This is a genomic window from Streptomyces sp. NPDC001068, assembly GCF_042897315.1.
GTDB lineage: Bacteria > Actinomycetota > Actinomycetes > Streptomycetales > Streptomycetaceae > Streptomyces.
Window position 1 is genome coordinate 597,435 of the sequence record NZ_JBIAYD010000003.1, and the last position, 17,058, is coordinate 614,492.

The window sequence follows — 17,058 nt, forward strand, 5'->3', positions numbered from 1 at the left end:
GAGAGGCGGGCGGGCGGTCCGGTCACGACCGCGGGGACACCGCCCGCCGGGCGCGGTACGCGTAGGTGGCCGCCAGGTCCGCTGAAATTAGTATCGAGTTTTCCCTTCGGTTTTCCATGGAATCGACGCAGCCGATATTCGCCCGCACTTCCCTATACCGGAAAATCACCGAGCCCCTTCGGCGACTAACGAAAGCATTCCAAAATCTCCACTTGATGAGTACGCTGCACACGTCAATTCGGGCTCGCTGACGGGGAATTGGCGAGCCGCCGCATTCAACTTGGGGAACTTGCATGCGCTTTTACTCTGCTGCCGCCGCCGCGTGTGGCGTCATGGCCCTGTCCGCCCTCGCCGTTCCGGCCGCGCACGCGGACGAGACGTACGGCGACACCGTCATCAACAGCGTGGTCGTCAACAACGGCGGCCCCGTCGTCGTCGGCACCGGCGCGAGAACCGTCACCGTCAAGGTCACGGCGACCGACCCGCGCGGCTTCGACTCGATCAACGCGACGCTGTACCACGGCTCCTACGACGCCCAGGACAGCACGGTGGCCTCGACCGCGGCCTGCGGCCCGACCACCGACTCCACCAGCACCTGCGCCCTCACCTTCGACCTCGCCCCCGGCACCGCTCCGGCCGACGACTCGCTGGCCGGTGCCTGGAGCGTCAGCGCCTACGCGGTCGCCGCCGACAGCGACGCCCAGTTCCTGGACAGCGCCGCCACGTTCAGCCTGCTGCGCGACACCAAGCTCACCGTCGACGCCACCCCCGAGCCGGTCAGGTGGGGCAAGCTCCTCACGGTCAGGGGCGCCGTTCAGAACGCGGACTGGGCGACCGGCGCGTTCGCCGCGGCCGGCGCCGGCCAGTCCGCCGAACTCCAGTTCCGTCCGGCGGGCTGCAGCACCTGGAGCAAGGTGAAGTCCGCCACCACCGCCGCCGGCGGCACGCTCTCCACCACGGTCCGCGCGTACGCCGACGGCGAATACCGCTGGTCCTACGCCGGCACGGCCACGACCGCCGCGGCGGTCTCCCCCGCCGACTACGTGAACGTCCGCTGACCCGACGTCCAGCACCCCGCTGAACCAACGGTGCCGGGCCCTCCACCACGGAGGACCCGGCACCACGCACACGGGGACCGGCCCGACGCCGGCCGCGCGAGGATCATCCGGACGACCGGCCCGACACCGGGCACGTCACGACAGCCGGGCCGCCGCGCACATCACGACAGGCAGCCCGGCCGGCGCGTCACGACAGGCAGGCCTCCGGCCGTCGGGTGCTCGGCGGCCGGCGGCCGGTCCGACACCGAGCGCGTCACGGCCGGCCCGGCACCGCGCCTGACCGCAAGCCCGGCACCACGCGCGCGGGGACCGGTCCCGCACCGCGTCCGACGGTCACCCCGCACGGACCGCCCCACCCCTCACCGGCGGGCGCCGAAACGCCTCGTCGGCCGGGCGGGTGGCCGCCGGGGAGCGGCGGCGCGGTCAGCCCACCGCCAGCAGGACCGCCAGCAGGACCGCTCCCGCGACGGCCGGGGCGATCACCTCGTACGCCCAGCGGACCGTGATCTCGCCCTGCGCGGACCCTTCCGGCCCCCGGCGCTCCAGCATCTCCCGCAGGTCGTCCATGACCTTGTCGGTGTCCGCGCGCACGGGGCCGTCCGATCCCGCCTCCGGGGGCCGCAGGCCGCCGAAGCCGGTGCCGGTGGCGAAGCCGCCGAGGCCGCCGAAGCCGGTGCCCGAGGCGAAGCCGCCGCGGGCACCTGACCCGCCGCGGCCGCGCTGCGCGTCCGCCGCCGCCTTGGCCTGCCGGCGCGCCGCCTTCTTGCGGCCGCGCAGGGACACCGGCACGGCCCACAGCTGGTACTTCGCGCCGCCCTCGGTGACGACCTCGTTGGAGAAGCCGGAGCGCAGGCCGGCGACCTGCCCCCACGGGATCGTGATCAGCCGGAACGGGTTGCGCACCCGCAGCCGGTCAGGTCCCGCGAACACGGCCGGGCGCAGGGTGAAGGCGATCACCAGCGGCACGGCCAGGATCATCGTGGCGAGCGCGAGCCACGGGACGTGGCCGTGACCGCGGAACAGCGCGTCGAAACCGAGCCAGCCGATGATGACGAGCAGGAGCACTCCGCCGATCAGCGCCTGCGGCGATCGGTAGGCGTGGTCCTTGACGAGGGGCGAGGTCATGCCGCCGATTGTGCCTCAGGCGTACGCCCTGCCCCCGCGGGGTGTGCGGCGTCACTCCGTGGGAGGCGTCACCCGGCAAGAACCGCTTCCTCGGGGTGTACAGCCGCTACGCGCGTAGATATGCTCGGGTGGTGACCATGCCCACCACCGCACCCCACGCACTTGCTGACGTCACCGCGTCCGACAGCACGCTGCGCCGCTTCCTCCACGGGCTGCCCGGCGTCGACGCGGTCGGCCTGGAGGCGCGCGCCGCCTCGCTCGGCACCCGTTCCATCAAGACCACCGCGAAGGCGTACGCCATCGACCTCGCCATCTCGATGGTCGACCTGACGACCCTGGAAGGCGCGGACACCCCGGGCAAGGTCCGGGCGCTCGGCGCCAAGGCGGTCCACCCGGACCCGACGGACCGTACGACCCCGGCCACGGCCGCCGTCTGCGTCTACCCCGACATGGTGGCCGCCGCCAAGGAGGCCGTCGCCGGCTCGTCCGTCAAGGTCGCCTCGGTCGCCACCGCCTTCCCGGCGGGCCGTGCCGCGCTGCCGGTCAAGCTCGCCGACGTGCGGGACGCGGTGGCCGCGGGTGCCGACGAGATCGACATGGTCATCGACCGCGGGGCGTTCCTCGCGGGGAACTACGCCAAGGTGCACGAGGAGATCGTCGCCGTGAAGGAGGCCTCGGGCGCCGCCCGGCTCAAGGTCATCTTCGAGACCGGCGAGCTGTCCACGTACGACAACATCCGCCGCGCCTCCTGGCTCGGCATGCTCGCCGGCGCCGACTTCATCAAGACCTCCACCGGCAAGGTCGCGGTGAACGCGACCCCGGCGAACACCCTGCTCATGCTGGAGGCCGTGCGCGACTTCCGGGCGCAGACCGGGGTCCAGGTCGGCGTGAAGCCCGCGGGAGGCATCCGGACCAGCAAGGACGCGATCAAGTTCCTCGTCCTGGTGAACGAGACGGCGGGCGCCGACTGGCTGGACAACCACTGGTTCCGGTTCGGCGCCTCCTCGCTCCTGAACGACCTGCTGATGCAGCGTCAGAAGCTGGCCACCGGCCGCTACTCCGGCCCCGACTACGTGACGGTGGACTGATCGACCATGGCCAAGGAAAAGATGACCACCGCATTCGAGTACGCACCGGCGCCCGAGTCCCGCTCCGTCGTCGACATCGCGCCCTCCTACGGCCTCTTCATCGACGGCGAGTTCACCGACGCCGCCGACGGGAAGGTCTTCAAGACGGTCAGCCCGTCCACCGAGGAGGTCCTCTCCGAGGTCGCCCGGGCCGGTGCCGAGGACGTCGACCGCGCCGTCAAGGCCGCCCGCAAGGCGTTCGAGAAGTGGTCCGCGCTGCCGGGCTCGGAGCGCGCCAAGTACCTCTTCCGCATCGCCCGCATCATCCAGGAGCGCAGCCGTGAGCTGGCCGTCCTGGAGACGCTGGACAACGGCAAGCCCATCAAGGAGACCCGCGACGCGGACCTCCCGCTGGTCGCCGCGCACTTCTTCTACTACGCGGGCTGGGCCGACAAGCTGGACCACGCCGGTTACGGCGCGAACCCGCGGCCGCTGGGCGTCGCCGGCCAGGTCATCCCCTGGAACTTCCCGCTCCTGATGCTGGCCTGGAAGATCGCCCCGGCGCTCGCCACCGGCAACACGGTGGTCCTGAAGCCCGCCGAGACGACCCCCCTCTCCGCGCTGTTCTTCGCGGACATCTGCCGCCAGGCCGGCCTGCCCAGGGGTGTCGTCAACATCCTCCCCGGCTACGGCGACGCGGGCGCCGCGCTCGTCGCCCACCCGGACGTGAACAAGGTCGCCTTCACCGGCTCCACCGCCGTGGGCAAGGAGATCGCGCGCACGGTCGCGGGCAGCCGCAAGAAGCTCACCCTGGAGCTGGGCGGCAAGGGCGCCAACATCGTCTTCGACGACGCCCCGATCGACCAGGCCGTCGAGGGGATCGTCACCGGGATCTTCTTCAACCAGGGCCAGGTCTGCTGCGCGGGCTCCCGGCTCCTGGTCCAGGAGTCGATCCACGACGAGCTGCTCGACTCCCTCAAGCGCCGCCTGTCCACGCTCCGCCTCGGCGACCCGCTGGACAAGAACACCGACATCGGCGCGATCAACTCCGCCGAGCAGCTCGCGCGGATCACCTCCCTCGTCGAACAGGGCGAGACGGAGGGCGCCGAGCGCTGGTCCCCGGCCTGTGAACTCCCCTCGTCCGGCTACTGGTTCGCCCCGACGCTGTTCACGAACGTCACCCAGGCGCACACCATCGCCCGCGACGAGATCTTCGGGCCGGTCCTGTCGGTCCTGACCTTCCGCACCCCGGACGAGGCCGTCGCCAAGGCCAACAACACGCAGTACGGCCTGTCCGCCGGCATCTGGACCGAGAAGGGCTCGCGGATCCTCGCCGTCGCGAACAAGCTGCGTGCGGGCGTGATCTGGTCCAACACGTTCAACAAGTTCGACCCGACCTCGCCGTTCGGCGGATACAAGGAGTCGGGCTTCGGCCGCGAGGGCGGCCGCCACGGTCTGGAGGCATACCTCGATGTCTGATCGCACCAGCGAGCGTCTGTCCGTCTTCAAGACCTACAAGCTCTACGTCGGGGGCAGGTTCCCCCGCTCCGAAAGCGGCCGGGTGTACGAAGTGACCGACTCCAAGGGCAACTGGCTGGCCAACGCGCCTCAGTCGAGCCGCAAGGACGCCCGGGACGCGGTGGTGGCCGCGCGCAAGGCGTTCGGCGGCTGGTCCGGGGCCACCGCCTACAACCGCGGGCAGGTGCTCTACCGCGTCGCGGAGATGCTGGAGGGCCGCCGGGACCAGTTCGTGCGCGAGGTGGCCGACGCGGAGGGCCTCGGCAAGTCCAAGGCGGCCGCCGTCGTGGACGCGGCCGTCGACCGCTGGGTCTGGTACGCGGGCTGGACGGACAAGATCGCCCAGGTGGCCGGCGGCGGCAACCCGGTCGCGGGCCCGTTCTTCAACCTCTCCTCCCCCGAACCGACCGGCGTGGTGGCCGTCCTGGCCCCGCAGGAGTCGTCGTTCCTGGGCCTGGTGTCCGTGGTCGCGCCGGTGATCGCCACCGGCAACACGGCGGTGGTCGTCGCGAGCGAGAGGTCCCCGCTCCCGGCCCTCTCGCTGGCCGAGGTGCTCGCCACCTCCGACGTCCCCGGCGGAGTGGTCAACGTCCTGTCCGGCCGTACGGCGGAGATCGCGGCGCCGCTGGCCGCGCACCAGGACGTCAACGCGATCGACCTCGCGGGCGCCGACGAGGCGCTGGCGAAGGAACTGGAGATCGCGGCGGCCGACAACCTCAAGCGCGTCCTGCGTCCACAGCCTGTGGACTACACCGCGACGCCGGGGACCGAGCGCCTGACGGCGTTCCTGGAGACGAAGACGGTCTGGCACCCCACGGGGGCGCTGGGGGCGTCGGGTTCCTCGTACTGACCCGCCTCCGGGCATGGGGAACTGCGGGCAGCCCGGGGCTGCCCGCAGTTCCTCCCCCGGCCTTCCGCCAGGGGCACTCCCGGCACCCGTGCCGGGGGGCCTCAGCCGCCCGCGTTGCCGAGCGCCTGCCCCACCGCGGGCAGCGCCCCGACCGACGACGCCTGCGCCACCGGCCCCGTCAGCATCTTCGACGACACCGGCTGGAAGTCGGCCAGCTGGGTTCCCACCCCGTTGTCCAGCGGGTCGACGCCCGTACCCGCCAACGGGTTGGGTTTCAGCCCCGCCACCGGCCCCGTGACGTACGGCAGTACGGCTCCCAGCGCCCGCACGCCCGCGCTCGGGTCGGCCTGGCCGAGCGCGGCGGGCGCGGTCCGCACCAGGGGATCCACCACGTGCTGGGTGTCCGCCGCGGCCGTCGCGGCGCCCGCGCCGAGCGCCACCCCCGCCGTGGCGAGCGCGACCAGGGCGCGTTGAGCGGTCGGGGTCGGGGAGGACGCGGTTCGGGCCATCGCTGGTGCCACCTTCGGATGCGGAATGTGATCAAGTAGGAACACAGGGTAGTTGAGGTGTGAGTCACGCTCCAAAGCCGACCCGCGGGGTCGGCAGGCGGCTCCCCATGCGTCAAACTGGTGTTTCGTGAGCATTCATCCGCCGTCCCCCGCCCGTGTCGTGCTGCTGTGCGGCCCCTCCGGCTCGGGCAAGTCCCTCGTCGCCGCCCGCTCCGGGCTGCCCGTGCTGCGTCTCGACGACTTCTACAAGGAGGGCGACGACCCGACTCTGCCGCTGGTGGCGGGGAGTTCGGACATCGACTGGGACCACCCGGAGTCCTGGGACGCGGAGATCGCCGTCGAGGCCATCGCCCGGCTCTGCGCCACGGGAACGACGCCGGTACCGGTGTACGACATCGCGCTGAGCGCCCGTACCGGCGCGGAGGCGCTGCACATCGGGCACACCCCGCTGTTCATCGCGGAGGGCATCTTCGCCGCCGAGATAGTGGAGCGCTGCCGGGAACTGGGGCTGCTGGCCGACGCGCTCTGCCTGAGCCGGGGCCCGATGCGGACCTTCCGGCGGCGCTTCCTGCGCGATCTCAGGGAGGGCCGCAAGTCGGTGCCGTTCCTGCTGCGCCGCGGCTGGCGGCTGATGCGCGCGGAGCGGGCGATCGTGGCCCGCCAGGTGACGCTGGGCGCGCACCCCTGCGACCGGGACGAGGCGCTGGGCCGGCTGGCGGCGGCCGCGGTGGGCCGGGACGCCCCGGACCGGACCCCGGCGTCACAGCCGTAGCCGTACCGGGGGCCTGGGAGCGGGAAACAGGCGAGGCGGGACTGGATGGACCCCCCGGCCCTCCAGTCCCGCCTCGCCCTTTCGCTCCGCCGAACACCCCCGTGTCCCCCGTGGCGGAGTTCCCCCGTGCTTTCCCCCGCGAGTCCCCCCGGACTCGCTTTCCCCTCATGGGCCCTGACTCGCGTCCCCCGTGAGTCCCCCCAGGCCCTCCCCGTCGGGATCCCCCCGGATCCCCTTACCTTCAGGCGACGAGCTCCCCGAAGGCGTTCTCCTCGTCACGGCCGAAGCTGAGGACCTCGTCCTCGCGCAGCCGGCGGAGCGACCGCCAGATGCTGGACTTCACCGTGCCGACACTGATGTCGAGGATCTCCGCGATCTCCGGGTCCGTGCGGCCCTCGTAGTAGCGCAGGACCAGCATGGTGCGCTGGAGTTCGGGCAGCCGGGCCAGCGCCTGCCACAGGACCGCGCGCAGCTCGGTGCCGCTCATCGCGTCCGTGTCGCCGGGCGTCTCCGGCAGTTCCTCGGTCGGGTACTCGTTGAGCTTGCGGCGCCGCCAGGCGCTGATGTGCAGGTTCGTCATGGTCCGGCGCAGGTAACCGCCCACCGCGGCCTTGTCGCTGATCCGGTCCCACGCCCGGTACGTCGAGAACAGCGCGCTCTGCAGCAGGTCCTCGGCCTCGTAACGGTCGCCGGTCAGGTGGTAGGCGGTCGCGTACAGGGAGGCGCGGCGCTCCTGGACGTAGGCGGTGAACTCCGCCTCGGTCAGCGAACGCTGCTCCCCCGTGTCCTCCCCGTAGGCGGATCCCCCGTGCTGTTCCCCCGTGAAACCGTCAACCACCGTCATGTAGCCGGTGTGCTGACGCCCGGTGCCGCGAGCGCACCCCCGCCCGCTCACGGCACCGGACTTCTCGGAACCCCGGTGCACGTCGTGCAGGCGCGTGACTACCGCGCTGGTGCTGTGACCGATCAGCGTGTTCATCTCGCGCCCCCCGTCGTGGACTTCCGGTTGTTCGGCTTGCCCAGGCTCTGCGCCGCCCGCTCGCCCTGCCTGTGCCGAGAACTCTGCCGGGCCACCTTCACGGCCGTATCCGCCGACTGTCACAGACCTGTCACAGGGATTCGGCACAGAGCGTCCACACGGGATGCACAGGTGGTGGCGCCGGCGAGGTTTGCGGACGGCTACGAGCCGCACAGGTCGTACGACCGGCCTCTCATGGGCCAGAATGAGCCCGTGCCTTCCCTGTTGCTGATCGAGGACGACGACGCCATCCGTACGGCCCTGGAGCTCTCACTGACGCGCCAGGGACACCGGGTGGCCACCGCTGCGACCGGTGAGGACGGTCTGAAGCTGTTGCGCGAGCAGCGGCCCGATCTGATCGTCCTCGACGTCATGCTGCCCGGCATCGACGGGTTCGAGGTGTGCCGGCGGATCCGGCGCACGGACCAGTTGCCGATCATTCTGCTGACCGCGCGCAGCGACGACATCGACGTGGTGGTCGGGCTGGAGTCCGGGGCCGACGACTACGTCGTCAAACCCGTCCAGGGCCGGGTGCTCGACGCCCGGATCCGGGCCGTGCTGCGCCGCGGGGAGCGGGAGTCCACCGACTCGGCGACCTTCGGCAACGTCGTCATCGACCGGTCCGCGATGACCGTGACGAAGAACGGCGAGGATCTCCAGCTGACGCCGACCGAACTGCGGCTGCTGCTCGAACTGAGCCGGCGGCCCGGACAGGCGCTGTCCCGGCAGCAGTTGCTGCGGCTGGTCTGGGAGCACGACTACCTCGGTGACTCGCGGCTCGTGGACGCCTGCGTGCAGCGGCTGCGTGCCAAGGTGGAGGACGTGCCCTCCTCGCCGACCCTGATCCGTACCGTCCGTGGTGTCGGCTACCGCCTGGACGCCCCTCAGTGACCGACCGGCAAGGGGGTTTCCGCGGCTGGGCCGCGGATCGCAGGGGCGCCATGTCCAGGCTGCGGTTCACCAGTCTGCGGCTGCGGCTGGTCGTGGTCTTCGGGCTCGTCGCGCTGACCGCGGCCGTGTCCGCGTCCGGCATCGCGTACTGGCTGAACCGCGAGGCCGTGCTCACCCGCACGCAGGACGCGGTGCTGCGCGACTTCCAGCAGGAGATGCAGAACCGGGCCGGTGCGCTGCCCGTCCATCCCACCCAGGACGAACTCCAGCGCACGGCCGGGCAGATGGCCAACAGCAGCCAGCGGTTCAGCGTGTTACTGGTCGGCCAGGACCCGGACGGCAAGACGGTGTACGGCAGTTCGGACGGGCTGAGCGCGTTCGCGCTCGACGACGTGCCCCGCTCGCTGCGCACGGCCGTCGACAAGCAGCAGAAGCTGACCGACTCCAACAAGTCCGCGTACCACCTCTACTGGCAGCGGGTCGTGGAACACGGCACGCCCTACCTGGTGGCCGGGACCCGGCTGATCGGCGGCGGTCCGACCGGCTACATGATGAAGTCCCTGGAGCCGGAGGCGAAGGACCTCAACTCGCTGGCGTGGTCGCTGGGCATCGCCACCGGTCTCGCCCTCATCGGCTCCGCGCTGCTCGCGCAGGCCGCCGCGACGACCGTGCTGAAGCCGGTGCACCGCCTGGGAGTGGCCGCGCGACGGCTCGGCGAGGGCAAGCTGGACACCCGGCTACGGGTCTCCGGTACCGACGAACTCGCCGATCTGTCAAGGACGTTCAACGACGCGGCCGAGGCGCTGGAGAAACGGGTCGACGACATGGCCGCCCGCGACGACGCCTCGCGCCGGTTCGTCGCCGACATGAGCCATGAACTGCGCACCCCGCTCACCGCGATCACCGCCGTGACCGAGATCCTGGAGGAGGAGCTGGAGGCGGAGTCCGGCTCGATGGACCCGATGATCGAACCCGCCGTCCGGCTGGTCGTCAGCGAGACGCGCCGCCTCAACGACCTCGTCGAGAACCTGATGGAGGTCACCCGCTTCGACGCCGGTACGGCCCGGCTGGTCCTGGACGACGTCGACATCGCCGACCAGATCACCGCCTGCATCGACGCCCGGGCCTGGCTGGACGCCGTCGAACTGGACGCCGAGCGCGGCATCCACGCCAGCCTCGACCCGCGCCGCCTCGACGTGATCCTCGCCAACCTGATCGGCAACGCGCTCAAGCACGGCGGTTCGCCGGTGCGGGTGTCGGTGCGCATGGACGAGGAGGGCGGGGAGCTGGTGGTCGCCGTACGCGACCACGGGCCCGGCATCCCCGAGGACGTCCTGCCGCACGTCTTCGACCGGTTCTACAAGGCGAGCGCCTCCCGGCCGCGCTCCGAGGGCAGCGGCCTCGGCCTGTCCATCGCGACGGAGAACGCCCGGATCCACGGCGGTTCGATCACCGCCGCCAACTCACCGGAGGGCGGCGCGGTGTTCACCCTGCGGCTGCCCAGGGACGCCTCGACCCTGACCGAGCCGGGCAAGGACGCCGCGGACGGCGGGGTCGCGGACGCCGCCGAAGCCGGGGAGAAGGACGCCTGATGCACGCACGAAGACTCCTGGCCGTCGCCGCACTGGCGCTCGCGCTCTCCGGGTGCGGGATCCGGGCCACCGAGGTGCCGACCGACTTCGGCGGGGCTCCCTCACGGGTGCCCTGCTCGATGACCCAGCCCGACGAGTCGGCGCAGTCCGCACGCGGGGTGCCGGTGCAGGTGTTCCTGCTGTGCGGCTCCTCGCTGGTGACCGTGGACCGGGAGGTGCGGGTCCCGGAGGGCACGGCGGACGCGCAGCGGCGGGTGATCGTCGCCCAGGGGCTCCTGGACCAGCTCGCCGAGACGCCCACGGAGCCCGAGAAGGCGGCGGGTTACTCCACGTACGTGCGCGGCGGGATGTCCGTCGTCGGGCCCCGGCGCGGGGATCCCGAGGACACGCTGCGGCTGAGCACCTCGCCGGCCCAGCTGACGTCGTACGCGCTGGGGCAGATCGTGTGCACGCTCTCCGACTCGGCCGCGGCCGAGGGCGACGGTTCGGTGATCCTGGGCGGGCCCGGGCGGGAGCCGCTGCTGCGGTACGAGTGCACGGACGCGGTGCGGAACTCGCCGAGCGGGAACCGGCCGCCGTCCGGTGAGGTCTCCTCCGGGTGAGAGCGGTCCGGCGTTCCTGACGGGTGCCGGACCGGCCGTGTGTCGAAGGCCTCATCCCGCGTATCCGGAACCGTTCGTGTGCGGGTGGGCGTCTTGGGGGGCGTGCAGCGTCCAGGCTCCATCGGCGGCAGCGCCGCGATCCGCATCCGTGTGACGGGGGGTGTCCTCCTTGTCGCACACCTCGCGGTCGTCGCCTGGCTGATGCTGCGGCCCCTGGACGTGCCGTGGGTGATGCCCGCCAACCTGCACCCGTTCGCCGGGATCCGCGCGGACCTGGCGCTGGGCCCGCGGGTGGCGGCCCACCGCATCGGTGAGGGCCTCGCGCTGCTCGCCCCGCTGGGGGTGCTGCTCCCGATGGCCCACGGCAGGCTCGACGTCTCGCCGCTCGCCTCGCTGGTCCGTACGGCCACCGCGGGGGCCCTGCTCTCGCTCGGCATCGCCCTGCTCCAGACCGGGGTGCCGGGGCGCGTGGTGGACGTCGACTCGGTCCTGCTGAACACGGCCGGCGTGCTCGTCGCGCATCTGGCGGTGGTTCCCGCGGCCCGCGCCCGGCTGCGCGGGCGCGGTGCGCCGCGGTGGCACTCAGCCCTCCCGCAGGAGGACGCGGCTCAGGGTCGTACCCCGACGATTCCCAGGGTGGGGATCGCCCCGTAGAGCGACGCTTCGACCGGGTTCGTCTCCGTAGTGTCGTAGGTGGACGAGGGGCCGCACGGGCCGCCTCGCACCGGTCGCCCACGGCACCGGACCCTCACGAAGGAGACGCGGATGTCCAGCCTCGCCCGCCCCACCCATGGCCGCATGATCGGCGGAGTGTGCGCCGCGCTGGCCCGCCGCTTCGGCACCTCCGCCACCACGATGCGGGTGATCTTCCTGCTGTCCTGCCTGCTCCCGGGCCCGCAGTTCCTGCTCTACATCGCGCTGTGGATACTCCTCCCCGCGGAGGACAGGGCCACCGCCTGGTGACACCCGGGTACGCCGACGCCGTCGGGGCGCACCGGATGATTCCGGGGCGCCCCGACGGCGTTGCCGGCCGGCCGGGGAGGGGTCAGCCGATCGGAATCCCGTTCACCGGCAGGCCGTGGGTGGGCATGCCCTGGATCGGCAGTCCGCCGAGGAGGCCGGCGACGGGCTTGGTCGGACCGGCCGCGAGAGCCTGCTCGGCGGCGGGCTGGGCGGCGGCGAGACCGGTGGCGAGGGCGCTGCGGCCCTGCGTCAGGGCCTCACCGGCGCCCGGGAGGGCCTTGGCGACGTTCTCGGCGGGCAGGGTCTTGGTGACGGTGTCCAGGGCCTGCGAGTCCGGGACGGCCGGGGCCGCGGAGGCCGCGCCCGCGCCGACGGCGGCGAAGGCGGCACCGAGAGCGGCGACACCGAGGGTCTTGGCGGCAGACTGCTTCATCGTTGATGATTCCTTGGAATACGGTGACGGGTGTCAGGGATCTTTGACGGGGTCTTCGTGAACGCGCTGAGCGGTCCACGACCGTAAACATGCCGGACCACCGGCCGCAAACACAGAAATGCGGACGGATACCGAATACCCGTCCGCATTCCAAGTCCCGCCGGAGTCCGCGTTCAGCTCTCCGGATCGACAGAACCGCTGGTGGAGGCGGTCTGCCGGAACAGCCATTCGGATTTCAGCTCCGCATATCCGGGCTTGACGACGTCATTGATCATGGCGAGTCGTTCATCGAAAGGAATGAACGCTGATTTCATCGCATTGACGGAGAACCATTGCAGGTCGTCGAGCGTGTAACCGAATGCCTCGACAAGGTGCTCGAATTCCCGGCTCATGCTGGTCCCGGACATCAGGCGGTTGTCCGTGCTCACGGTGGCCCGGAAGTGCAGCCGTCGCAGCAACCCGATCGGGTGCTCGGCGTAGGAGGCGGCGGCCCCGGTCTGGAGGTTGGAGCTCGGGCACAGCTCCAGCGGGATCCGCTTGTCGCGGACGTACGACGCGAGCCGGCCGAGCTTGACCGTGCCGTCGTCGTGGACCTGGATGTCGTCGATGATCCGCACGCCGTGACCGAGCCGGTCGGCGCCGCACCACTGCAGGGCCTGCCAGATGGACGGCAGCCCGAAGGCCTCGCCGGCGTGGATGGTGAAGTGGTTGTTCTCGCGCTTGAGGTACTCGAAGGCGTCGAGGTGCCGGGTGGGCGGGAAGCCGGCCTCGGCACCGGCGATGTCGAAGCCGACGACGCCCAGGTCCCGGTAGCGGTTGGTGAGTTCGGCGATCTCCAGGGAGCGGGCCGCGTGCCGCATGGCGGTGAGCAGGGCGCCGACCCGGATCCGCCGGCCGTTCTCCCGGGCGAGCGCCTCGCCTTGCCGGAAGCCCTCGTTGACGGCCTCCACGACGTCCTCGAGGGACAGGCCCTTCTCGAGGTGCTGTTCGGGCGCGTACCGCACCTCGGCGTAGACGACGCCGTCCTCGGCGAGGTCCTCCGCGCACTCCCGCGCCACCCGTACCAGGGCGTCCCGGGTCTGCATGACCCCGACGGTGTGCGAGAAGGTCTCCAGGTAGCGCTCCAGCGAGCCGGAGTCGGCGGCCTCCCGGAACCAGCGGCCGAGCTTGTCCGGATCGGACTCGGGAAGCCCGGTGTACCCGGTCTCGTCGGCGAGTTCGGCGACCGTACCGGGTCGCAGACCGCCGTCGAGATGGTCGTGCAGCAGAACCTTCGGTGCCCGGCGGATCTGCTCCGGCGTCGGGGTGTTCGCGATGCTCTGGCTCGTCATCTCCGCACTGTAACTCCTACGCGCGTAGATCGCTCGGTACTCTGCGTATTCCGTTTTCCGTCGATACGCAACGGTGACCGCACCGACGGGTCGCGTACACCGCTTCTTCTGACACTGTTCTGTCATGGCACAGCAAGCGACGCCGGTCCGAACGGCCAGACTGGGCAGAGCAGTCGGCCAGGAGCCGACGACCGTGACCGGAGCGGTCCTGCTGCTCCCGGGCGGCGAGGAGAACTCGGCCCGCAGACCGTCCCCCGTATGGGCGACGCCCTTCGTCCGCGCACTCGGACGCCGGCTCGCCCGGGACGGCCGCGACGACGGGCTGGCCGCACACCTGGTCCACTACCGCTACCGCGGCTGGAACGGCGACGAGGCGCATCTCGCGGGCGACGCGAGCTGGGCGGCCGACGAGGTGGTACGGCGGTACGGCGACGTCCCGGTGTGCCTGCTGGGCCTGGGCATGGGCGGCCGGGCCGCGCTGCGCGCGGGCGGCCACGAGGCGGTCAACTCCGTGGTCTCCATCGCCCCTTGGCTGCCGGAGACGGACGTGGCTGCGCCCGAGGAACCGGTACGGCAGCTGGTGGGGAACCGGGTGCTGATCGTGCACGGCACGAACGACGAACGCACCGACCCCGAGCTGTCGTTCCGGCTGGCGGCCCGGGCCAAGAAGGCCAACCGCGAGGTGTGCCGGTTCGAAGTGCACTCCGACGGCCACGGGTTGCATCAGCACCGGGACGAGGTTCTCTCGCTCGCCTCGGACTTCGTCCTGGGAGCGCTGTACGGGCACCGGGTCTCGCGGCCGGTCGAGGACGCGCTGGCGGCGCCGCCGCCGATCGGGTTGCGGATGCCGTTGGCGGCGGGCTTCGGGCGGTCCCTGAGACGGTAGGGGTCGGGGGCGTCGCGTCCGGGGTGCGGGTGGTTCGCGGTCGATCACGCGGTTCCCCGCGCCCCCGAGGAGCGCTTTCCCCTATGCGGGGAGCAAGTTGCCCCTTCTCGACAGCAGGAACCGCTTGAAGGCCGCCACCGGCGGGGTGTCCGGGTGGCCGTCCAGCCACGCCACACCGATCTCCCGGGCCGCCCTCGGGGCCGTGACGGTGAGTTCGGCGACGCCCGGGCGGGGAAAGGCCGGCGGGGGCAGCAGCGCCACTCCGAGCCCCGCCGCCACCAGACCCCGCAGCGTCTCCGCCTCCTCCCCCTCGAACGCGACCCGCGGCCGGAAGCCGGCCTCCTCGCACAGGTCGTCGGTGATGCGGCGCAGGCCGTAGCCCGGCTCCAGGGTCACGAACGTCTCGTCGGCCGCCTCGGCGAGACGCACCCGCTTGCGGGCGGCCAGGGGGTGGTCCGCGGGCACCACAAGGCGGAGCTTCTGTTCGTCCAGGCGCCTGGCCACCAGGTCGGGGGCGTCCGGCACCGGCGAGGTCAGGCACAGGTCCAGTTCGCCCGCCCGGAGCTTCTCGATCATCGCCTCGCCGTAGTTCTGGACGAGGCTGAAGCGGACCCGCGGGTGGTCGACGCGGAAGGCCTGGAGCAGCCCGGGGACGGTCTCCGCGCCCATCGTGTGCAGGAATCCGAAGGCGACCTTGCCGGTGGTCGGGTCGGCGTCGGCGCGTACCTCGTCGGCGGCTCGCCGGACCTCGGCGAGGGCCCGTTCGACCGAGGTGAGGAAGGTGCGGCCGGCCGGGGTGAGGGAGACCGTACGGCCGTGGCGGGTGAAGAGGCCGACGCCCAGGTCCTGTTCCAGGCGGGCCATCGCACGGGAGAGCGTGGACTGGGGGACGTCGAGTTCCTGCGCGGCCCTGGTGACATGCTCCGTGCGGGCCACGCCCGCGAAGTACGCGAGACGTGGAGCCAGCAACATCGTCATGTCTTCCGTGTCACTGTCCGGTGACAGGCGCCCCGCTGACCTCCGCTGATGCTCCATGGGAACGATTATGACGATTCCGTGCATTGGACGGATCAAAAGGGGGTCCGTACGTTCGAGGTATGTCTCCCGCCAGTACCGGGGCGTCCACCACCGTGGGCGCCGCGAAGACCGTCCCCTCCTCCGACACCCGCATGGCCCCCGGCCGCCCCGGCTACCGCCGGATGAGCTTCGCCCTCTTCCTCTCCGGTGTCGCGACCTTCGCCCTCCTCTACTCCACCCAGGCCCTGCTGCCGCTGATCTCGGACGGCTTCGGGGTCAGCGCGAGCGACGCGAGCTGGACGGTGGCGGCGGCCACCGGTGGCCTGGCCCTGTTCGTCATCCCGATGAGCGCCCTGTCCGAGCGCTTCGGGCGCCGTACGGTCATGACCGCGTCGCTGGCGGTGGCGGTGACCGTGGGCCTCCTGGTCCCCTTCGCCCCGTCGCTCGGCGTGCTGGTGGTGCTGCGTGGCGTCCAGGGCGCCGCGCTGGCCGGCCTGCCGGCCTCGGCGCAGGCCTACCTCGCCGAGGAGGTCCGCCCCAGGGCGCTGGTGACGGCGATCGGCCTGTTCGTCGCGGGCAACAGTGTCGGCGGGATGAGTGGCCGGGTCATCACCGGCTGGGTCGCACAGGAGTGGGGCTGGCGGGTCGCGGTGGGCGTCATCGGGGTGCTCGCGGTCGGCTGCGCGGTGGCCTTCCGGCTGCTCCTGCCCGCCCCGCGGCACTTCACCGCGGGCTCGCCGCACCCGCGCCGACTGCTCTCCACGGTCCGCGACCACCTGGCCAATCCGCTGCTGCGCCGCCTGTACGCGATCGGCGCGCTGTTCATGACCGTTTTCGGCGGCGTCTACACGGTGATCGGCTACCGCCTGACCGAGGAGCCGTTCTCGCTGCCCCAGGGCATCGTCGGCTCGATCTTCCTCGTCTACCTGGTGGGTACGGTGTCGGCGTCCACGGCGGGCCGTCTGGTCGGCCGGCTCGGCCGCCGGGGCGCTCTCTACCTGGGCGGCGGTACGACGGCCGCGGGTCTGCTGCTCTCCCTCGCCGACTGGCTCCCCCTGGTCCTGCTGGGCCTGGTCCTGATCACCGCGGGCTTCTTCGCGGGTCACGCGGTGGCGTCCTCGGCGGTCAGCGGGACGGCGGCCCACGGCCGGGCCCAGGCGTCCGCCATCTACCAGTCCGCCTACTACATCGGCTCGAGCGCGGGCAGCACGGTGGGCGCGCTGGCGTTCCACGCGAGCGGCTGGTCGGGGACGGTGGGCGTGGGTCTGCTGGCGGTCGCGGGCGTGGTGGCGATCACGGTGCTGGGCTCGGTGGCGGCCCGGCGCCAGGTCCTGGCGGGCGCCCACTGAGGCGCGTCCGCCCGCCCCGTGGACCGCATCACCGGGTTTCCCGCACCCACCCCATCTCATCTGCGCCTTTCCCCACT

At 71.9% G+C, this 17,058-nt stretch carries 18 protein-coding genes; 12 read left to right on the forward strand and 6 right to left on the reverse strand.

The genetic code is table 11. The annotated features are described in order from the left end of the window. The first annotated feature begins 293 nt into the window (after window positions 1–293). Window positions 294–1,058 carry a calcium-binding protein gene (locus ACFY3I_RS12090; protein ID WP_390860463.1) on the forward strand — a complete coding sequence of 255 codons (765 nt, stop codon included), beginning with the start codon at window positions 294–296 and terminating at the stop codon, window positions 1,056–1,058. A 423-nt stretch (window positions 1,059–1,481) separates the two neighbouring features. Here the strand turns inward: ACFY3I_RS12090 and ACFY3I_RS12095 are convergent, their stop codons facing one another. Continuing rightward, a complete protein-coding gene (locus ACFY3I_RS12095) occupies window positions 1,482–2,183 on the reverse strand; it encodes a PH domain-containing protein (protein WP_390860464.1) in 702 nt (233 codons plus the stop codon). 137 nt (window positions 2,184–2,320) lie between these two features. Between ACFY3I_RS12095 and deoC the strand changes: the two genes are divergently transcribed. Genes deoC through ACFY3I_RS12110 form a run of 3 tightly spaced genes read left to right on the forward strand, consistent with a single transcriptional unit; the run spans window position 2,321 to window position 5,618 of the window. Then, window positions 2,321–3,271 (forward strand): deoxyribose-phosphate aldolase, encoded by a 951-nt coding sequence (deoC, locus tag ACFY3I_RS12100; RefSeq protein WP_365284318.1) that lies wholly within the window; start codon window positions 2,321–2,323, stop codon window positions 3,269–3,271. Between the two features lie 21 nt (window positions 3,272–3,292). Continuing rightward, complete coding sequence (locus tag ACFY3I_RS12105; protein ID WP_390860465.1) at window positions 3,293–4,729, forward strand: aldehyde dehydrogenase family protein; 1,437 nt, start codon at window positions 3,293–3,295, stop codon at window positions 4,727–4,729. Then, window positions 4,722–5,618, forward strand: coding sequence for an aldehyde dehydrogenase family protein (locus ACFY3I_RS12110; protein WP_390860466.1), 897 nt, complete (start codon window positions 4,722–4,724; stop codon window positions 5,616–5,618). Before ACFY3I_RS12105 ends, ACFY3I_RS12110 begins: the two co-directional genes overlap by 8 nt. A 101-nt stretch (window positions 5,619–5,719) precedes the next feature. On the opposite strand, the gene ACFY3I_RS12115 is transcribed toward ACFY3I_RS12110, so the two are convergent. Beyond that, window positions 5,720–6,127, reverse strand: a complete 408-nt coding sequence (locus tag ACFY3I_RS12115; protein ID WP_365284117.1) for a hypothetical protein — start codon at window positions 6,125–6,127, stop codon at window positions 5,720–5,722. 127 nt (window positions 6,128–6,254) lie between these two features. Between ACFY3I_RS12115 and ACFY3I_RS12120 the strand changes: the two genes are divergently transcribed. Then, window positions 6,255–6,899: a uridine kinase gene (locus ACFY3I_RS12120; RefSeq protein ID WP_390860467.1), complete on the forward strand. Its 645-nt coding sequence runs from the start codon at window positions 6,255–6,257 to the stop codon at window positions 6,897–6,899. Window positions 6,900–7,140: 241 nt separating this feature from the next. Here the strand turns inward: ACFY3I_RS12120 and ACFY3I_RS12125 are convergent, their stop codons facing one another. Then, a complete protein-coding gene (locus ACFY3I_RS12125) occupies window positions 7,141–7,878 on the reverse strand; it encodes a SigE family RNA polymerase sigma factor (RefSeq protein ID WP_365284113.1) in 738 nt (245 codons plus the stop codon). Window positions 7,879–8,130: 252 nt separating this feature from the next. Here ACFY3I_RS12125 and afsQ1 point away from each other — a divergent pair, with 252 nt between their 5' ends. The 5 genes from afsQ1 (at window position 8,131) to ACFY3I_RS12150 (ending at window position 11,965) form a co-directional block, all read left to right on the forward strand. Further along, a complete protein-coding gene (afsQ1, locus tag ACFY3I_RS12130) occupies window positions 8,131–8,808 on the forward strand; it encodes a two-component system response regulator AfsQ1 (RefSeq protein ID WP_177232965.1) in 678 nt (225 codons plus the stop codon). After that, window positions 8,805–10,400: an ATP-binding protein gene (locus ACFY3I_RS12135; RefSeq protein WP_390860468.1), complete on the forward strand. Its 1,596-nt coding sequence runs from the start codon at window positions 8,805–8,807 to the stop codon at window positions 10,398–10,400. Before afsQ1 ends, ACFY3I_RS12135 begins: the two co-directional genes overlap by 4 nt. Beyond that, on the forward strand, window positions 10,400–11,002 hold the full coding sequence (locus ACFY3I_RS12140) for a hypothetical protein (RefSeq protein WP_390860469.1): 603 nt from the start codon (window positions 10,400–10,402) through the stop codon (window positions 11,000–11,002). The genes ACFY3I_RS12135 and ACFY3I_RS12140 overlap by 1 nt, the downstream gene beginning before the upstream one ends. 102 nt (window positions 11,003–11,104) lie before the next feature. After that, entirely contained in the window at window positions 11,105–11,656 is a 552-nt protein-coding gene (locus ACFY3I_RS12145) for a VanZ family protein (RefSeq protein WP_390860470.1), read from the forward strand. 111 nt (window positions 11,657–11,767) lie between these two features. Next, a complete protein-coding gene (locus tag ACFY3I_RS12150; protein ID WP_365284105.1) occupies window positions 11,768–11,965 on the forward strand; it encodes a PspC domain-containing protein in 198 nt (65 codons plus the stop codon). An 82-nt stretch (window positions 11,966–12,047) separates the two neighbouring features. On the opposite strand, the gene ACFY3I_RS12155 is transcribed toward ACFY3I_RS12150, so the two are convergent. Continuing rightward, on the reverse strand, window positions 12,048–12,398 hold the full coding sequence (locus ACFY3I_RS12155) for an ATP-binding protein (protein WP_390860471.1): 351 nt from the start codon (window positions 12,396–12,398) through the stop codon (window positions 12,048–12,050). A 173-nt stretch (window positions 12,399–12,571) separates the two neighbouring features. Beyond that, the gene (locus ACFY3I_RS12160; protein ID WP_390860472.1) at window positions 12,572–13,729 is read right to left on the reverse strand and encodes an adenosine deaminase; all 1,158 of its coding nucleotides are present in this window, start codon (window positions 13,727–13,729) and stop codon (window positions 12,572–12,574) included. 124 nt (window positions 13,730–13,853) lie between these two features. Between ACFY3I_RS12160 and ACFY3I_RS12165 the strand changes: the two genes are divergently transcribed. Further along, window positions 13,854–14,615, forward strand: coding sequence for a prolyl oligopeptidase family serine peptidase (locus ACFY3I_RS12165; RefSeq protein WP_390860473.1), 762 nt, complete (start codon window positions 13,854–13,856; stop codon window positions 14,613–14,615). 81 nt (window positions 14,616–14,696) lie between these two features. On the opposite strand, the gene ACFY3I_RS12170 is transcribed toward ACFY3I_RS12165, so the two are convergent. Further along, complete coding sequence (locus ACFY3I_RS12170) at window positions 14,697–15,650, reverse strand: LysR family transcriptional regulator (RefSeq protein ID WP_390860474.1); 954 nt, start codon at window positions 15,648–15,650, stop codon at window positions 14,697–14,699. A 62-nt stretch (window positions 15,651–15,712) separates the two neighbouring features. Here ACFY3I_RS12170 and ACFY3I_RS12175 point away from each other — a divergent pair, with 62 nt between their 5' ends. After that, on the forward strand, window positions 15,713–16,981 hold the full coding sequence (locus ACFY3I_RS12175; RefSeq protein WP_390860475.1) for an MFS transporter: 1,269 nt from the start codon (window positions 15,713–15,715) through the stop codon (window positions 16,979–16,981). Window positions 16,982–17,058 lie beyond the last annotated feature (77 nt).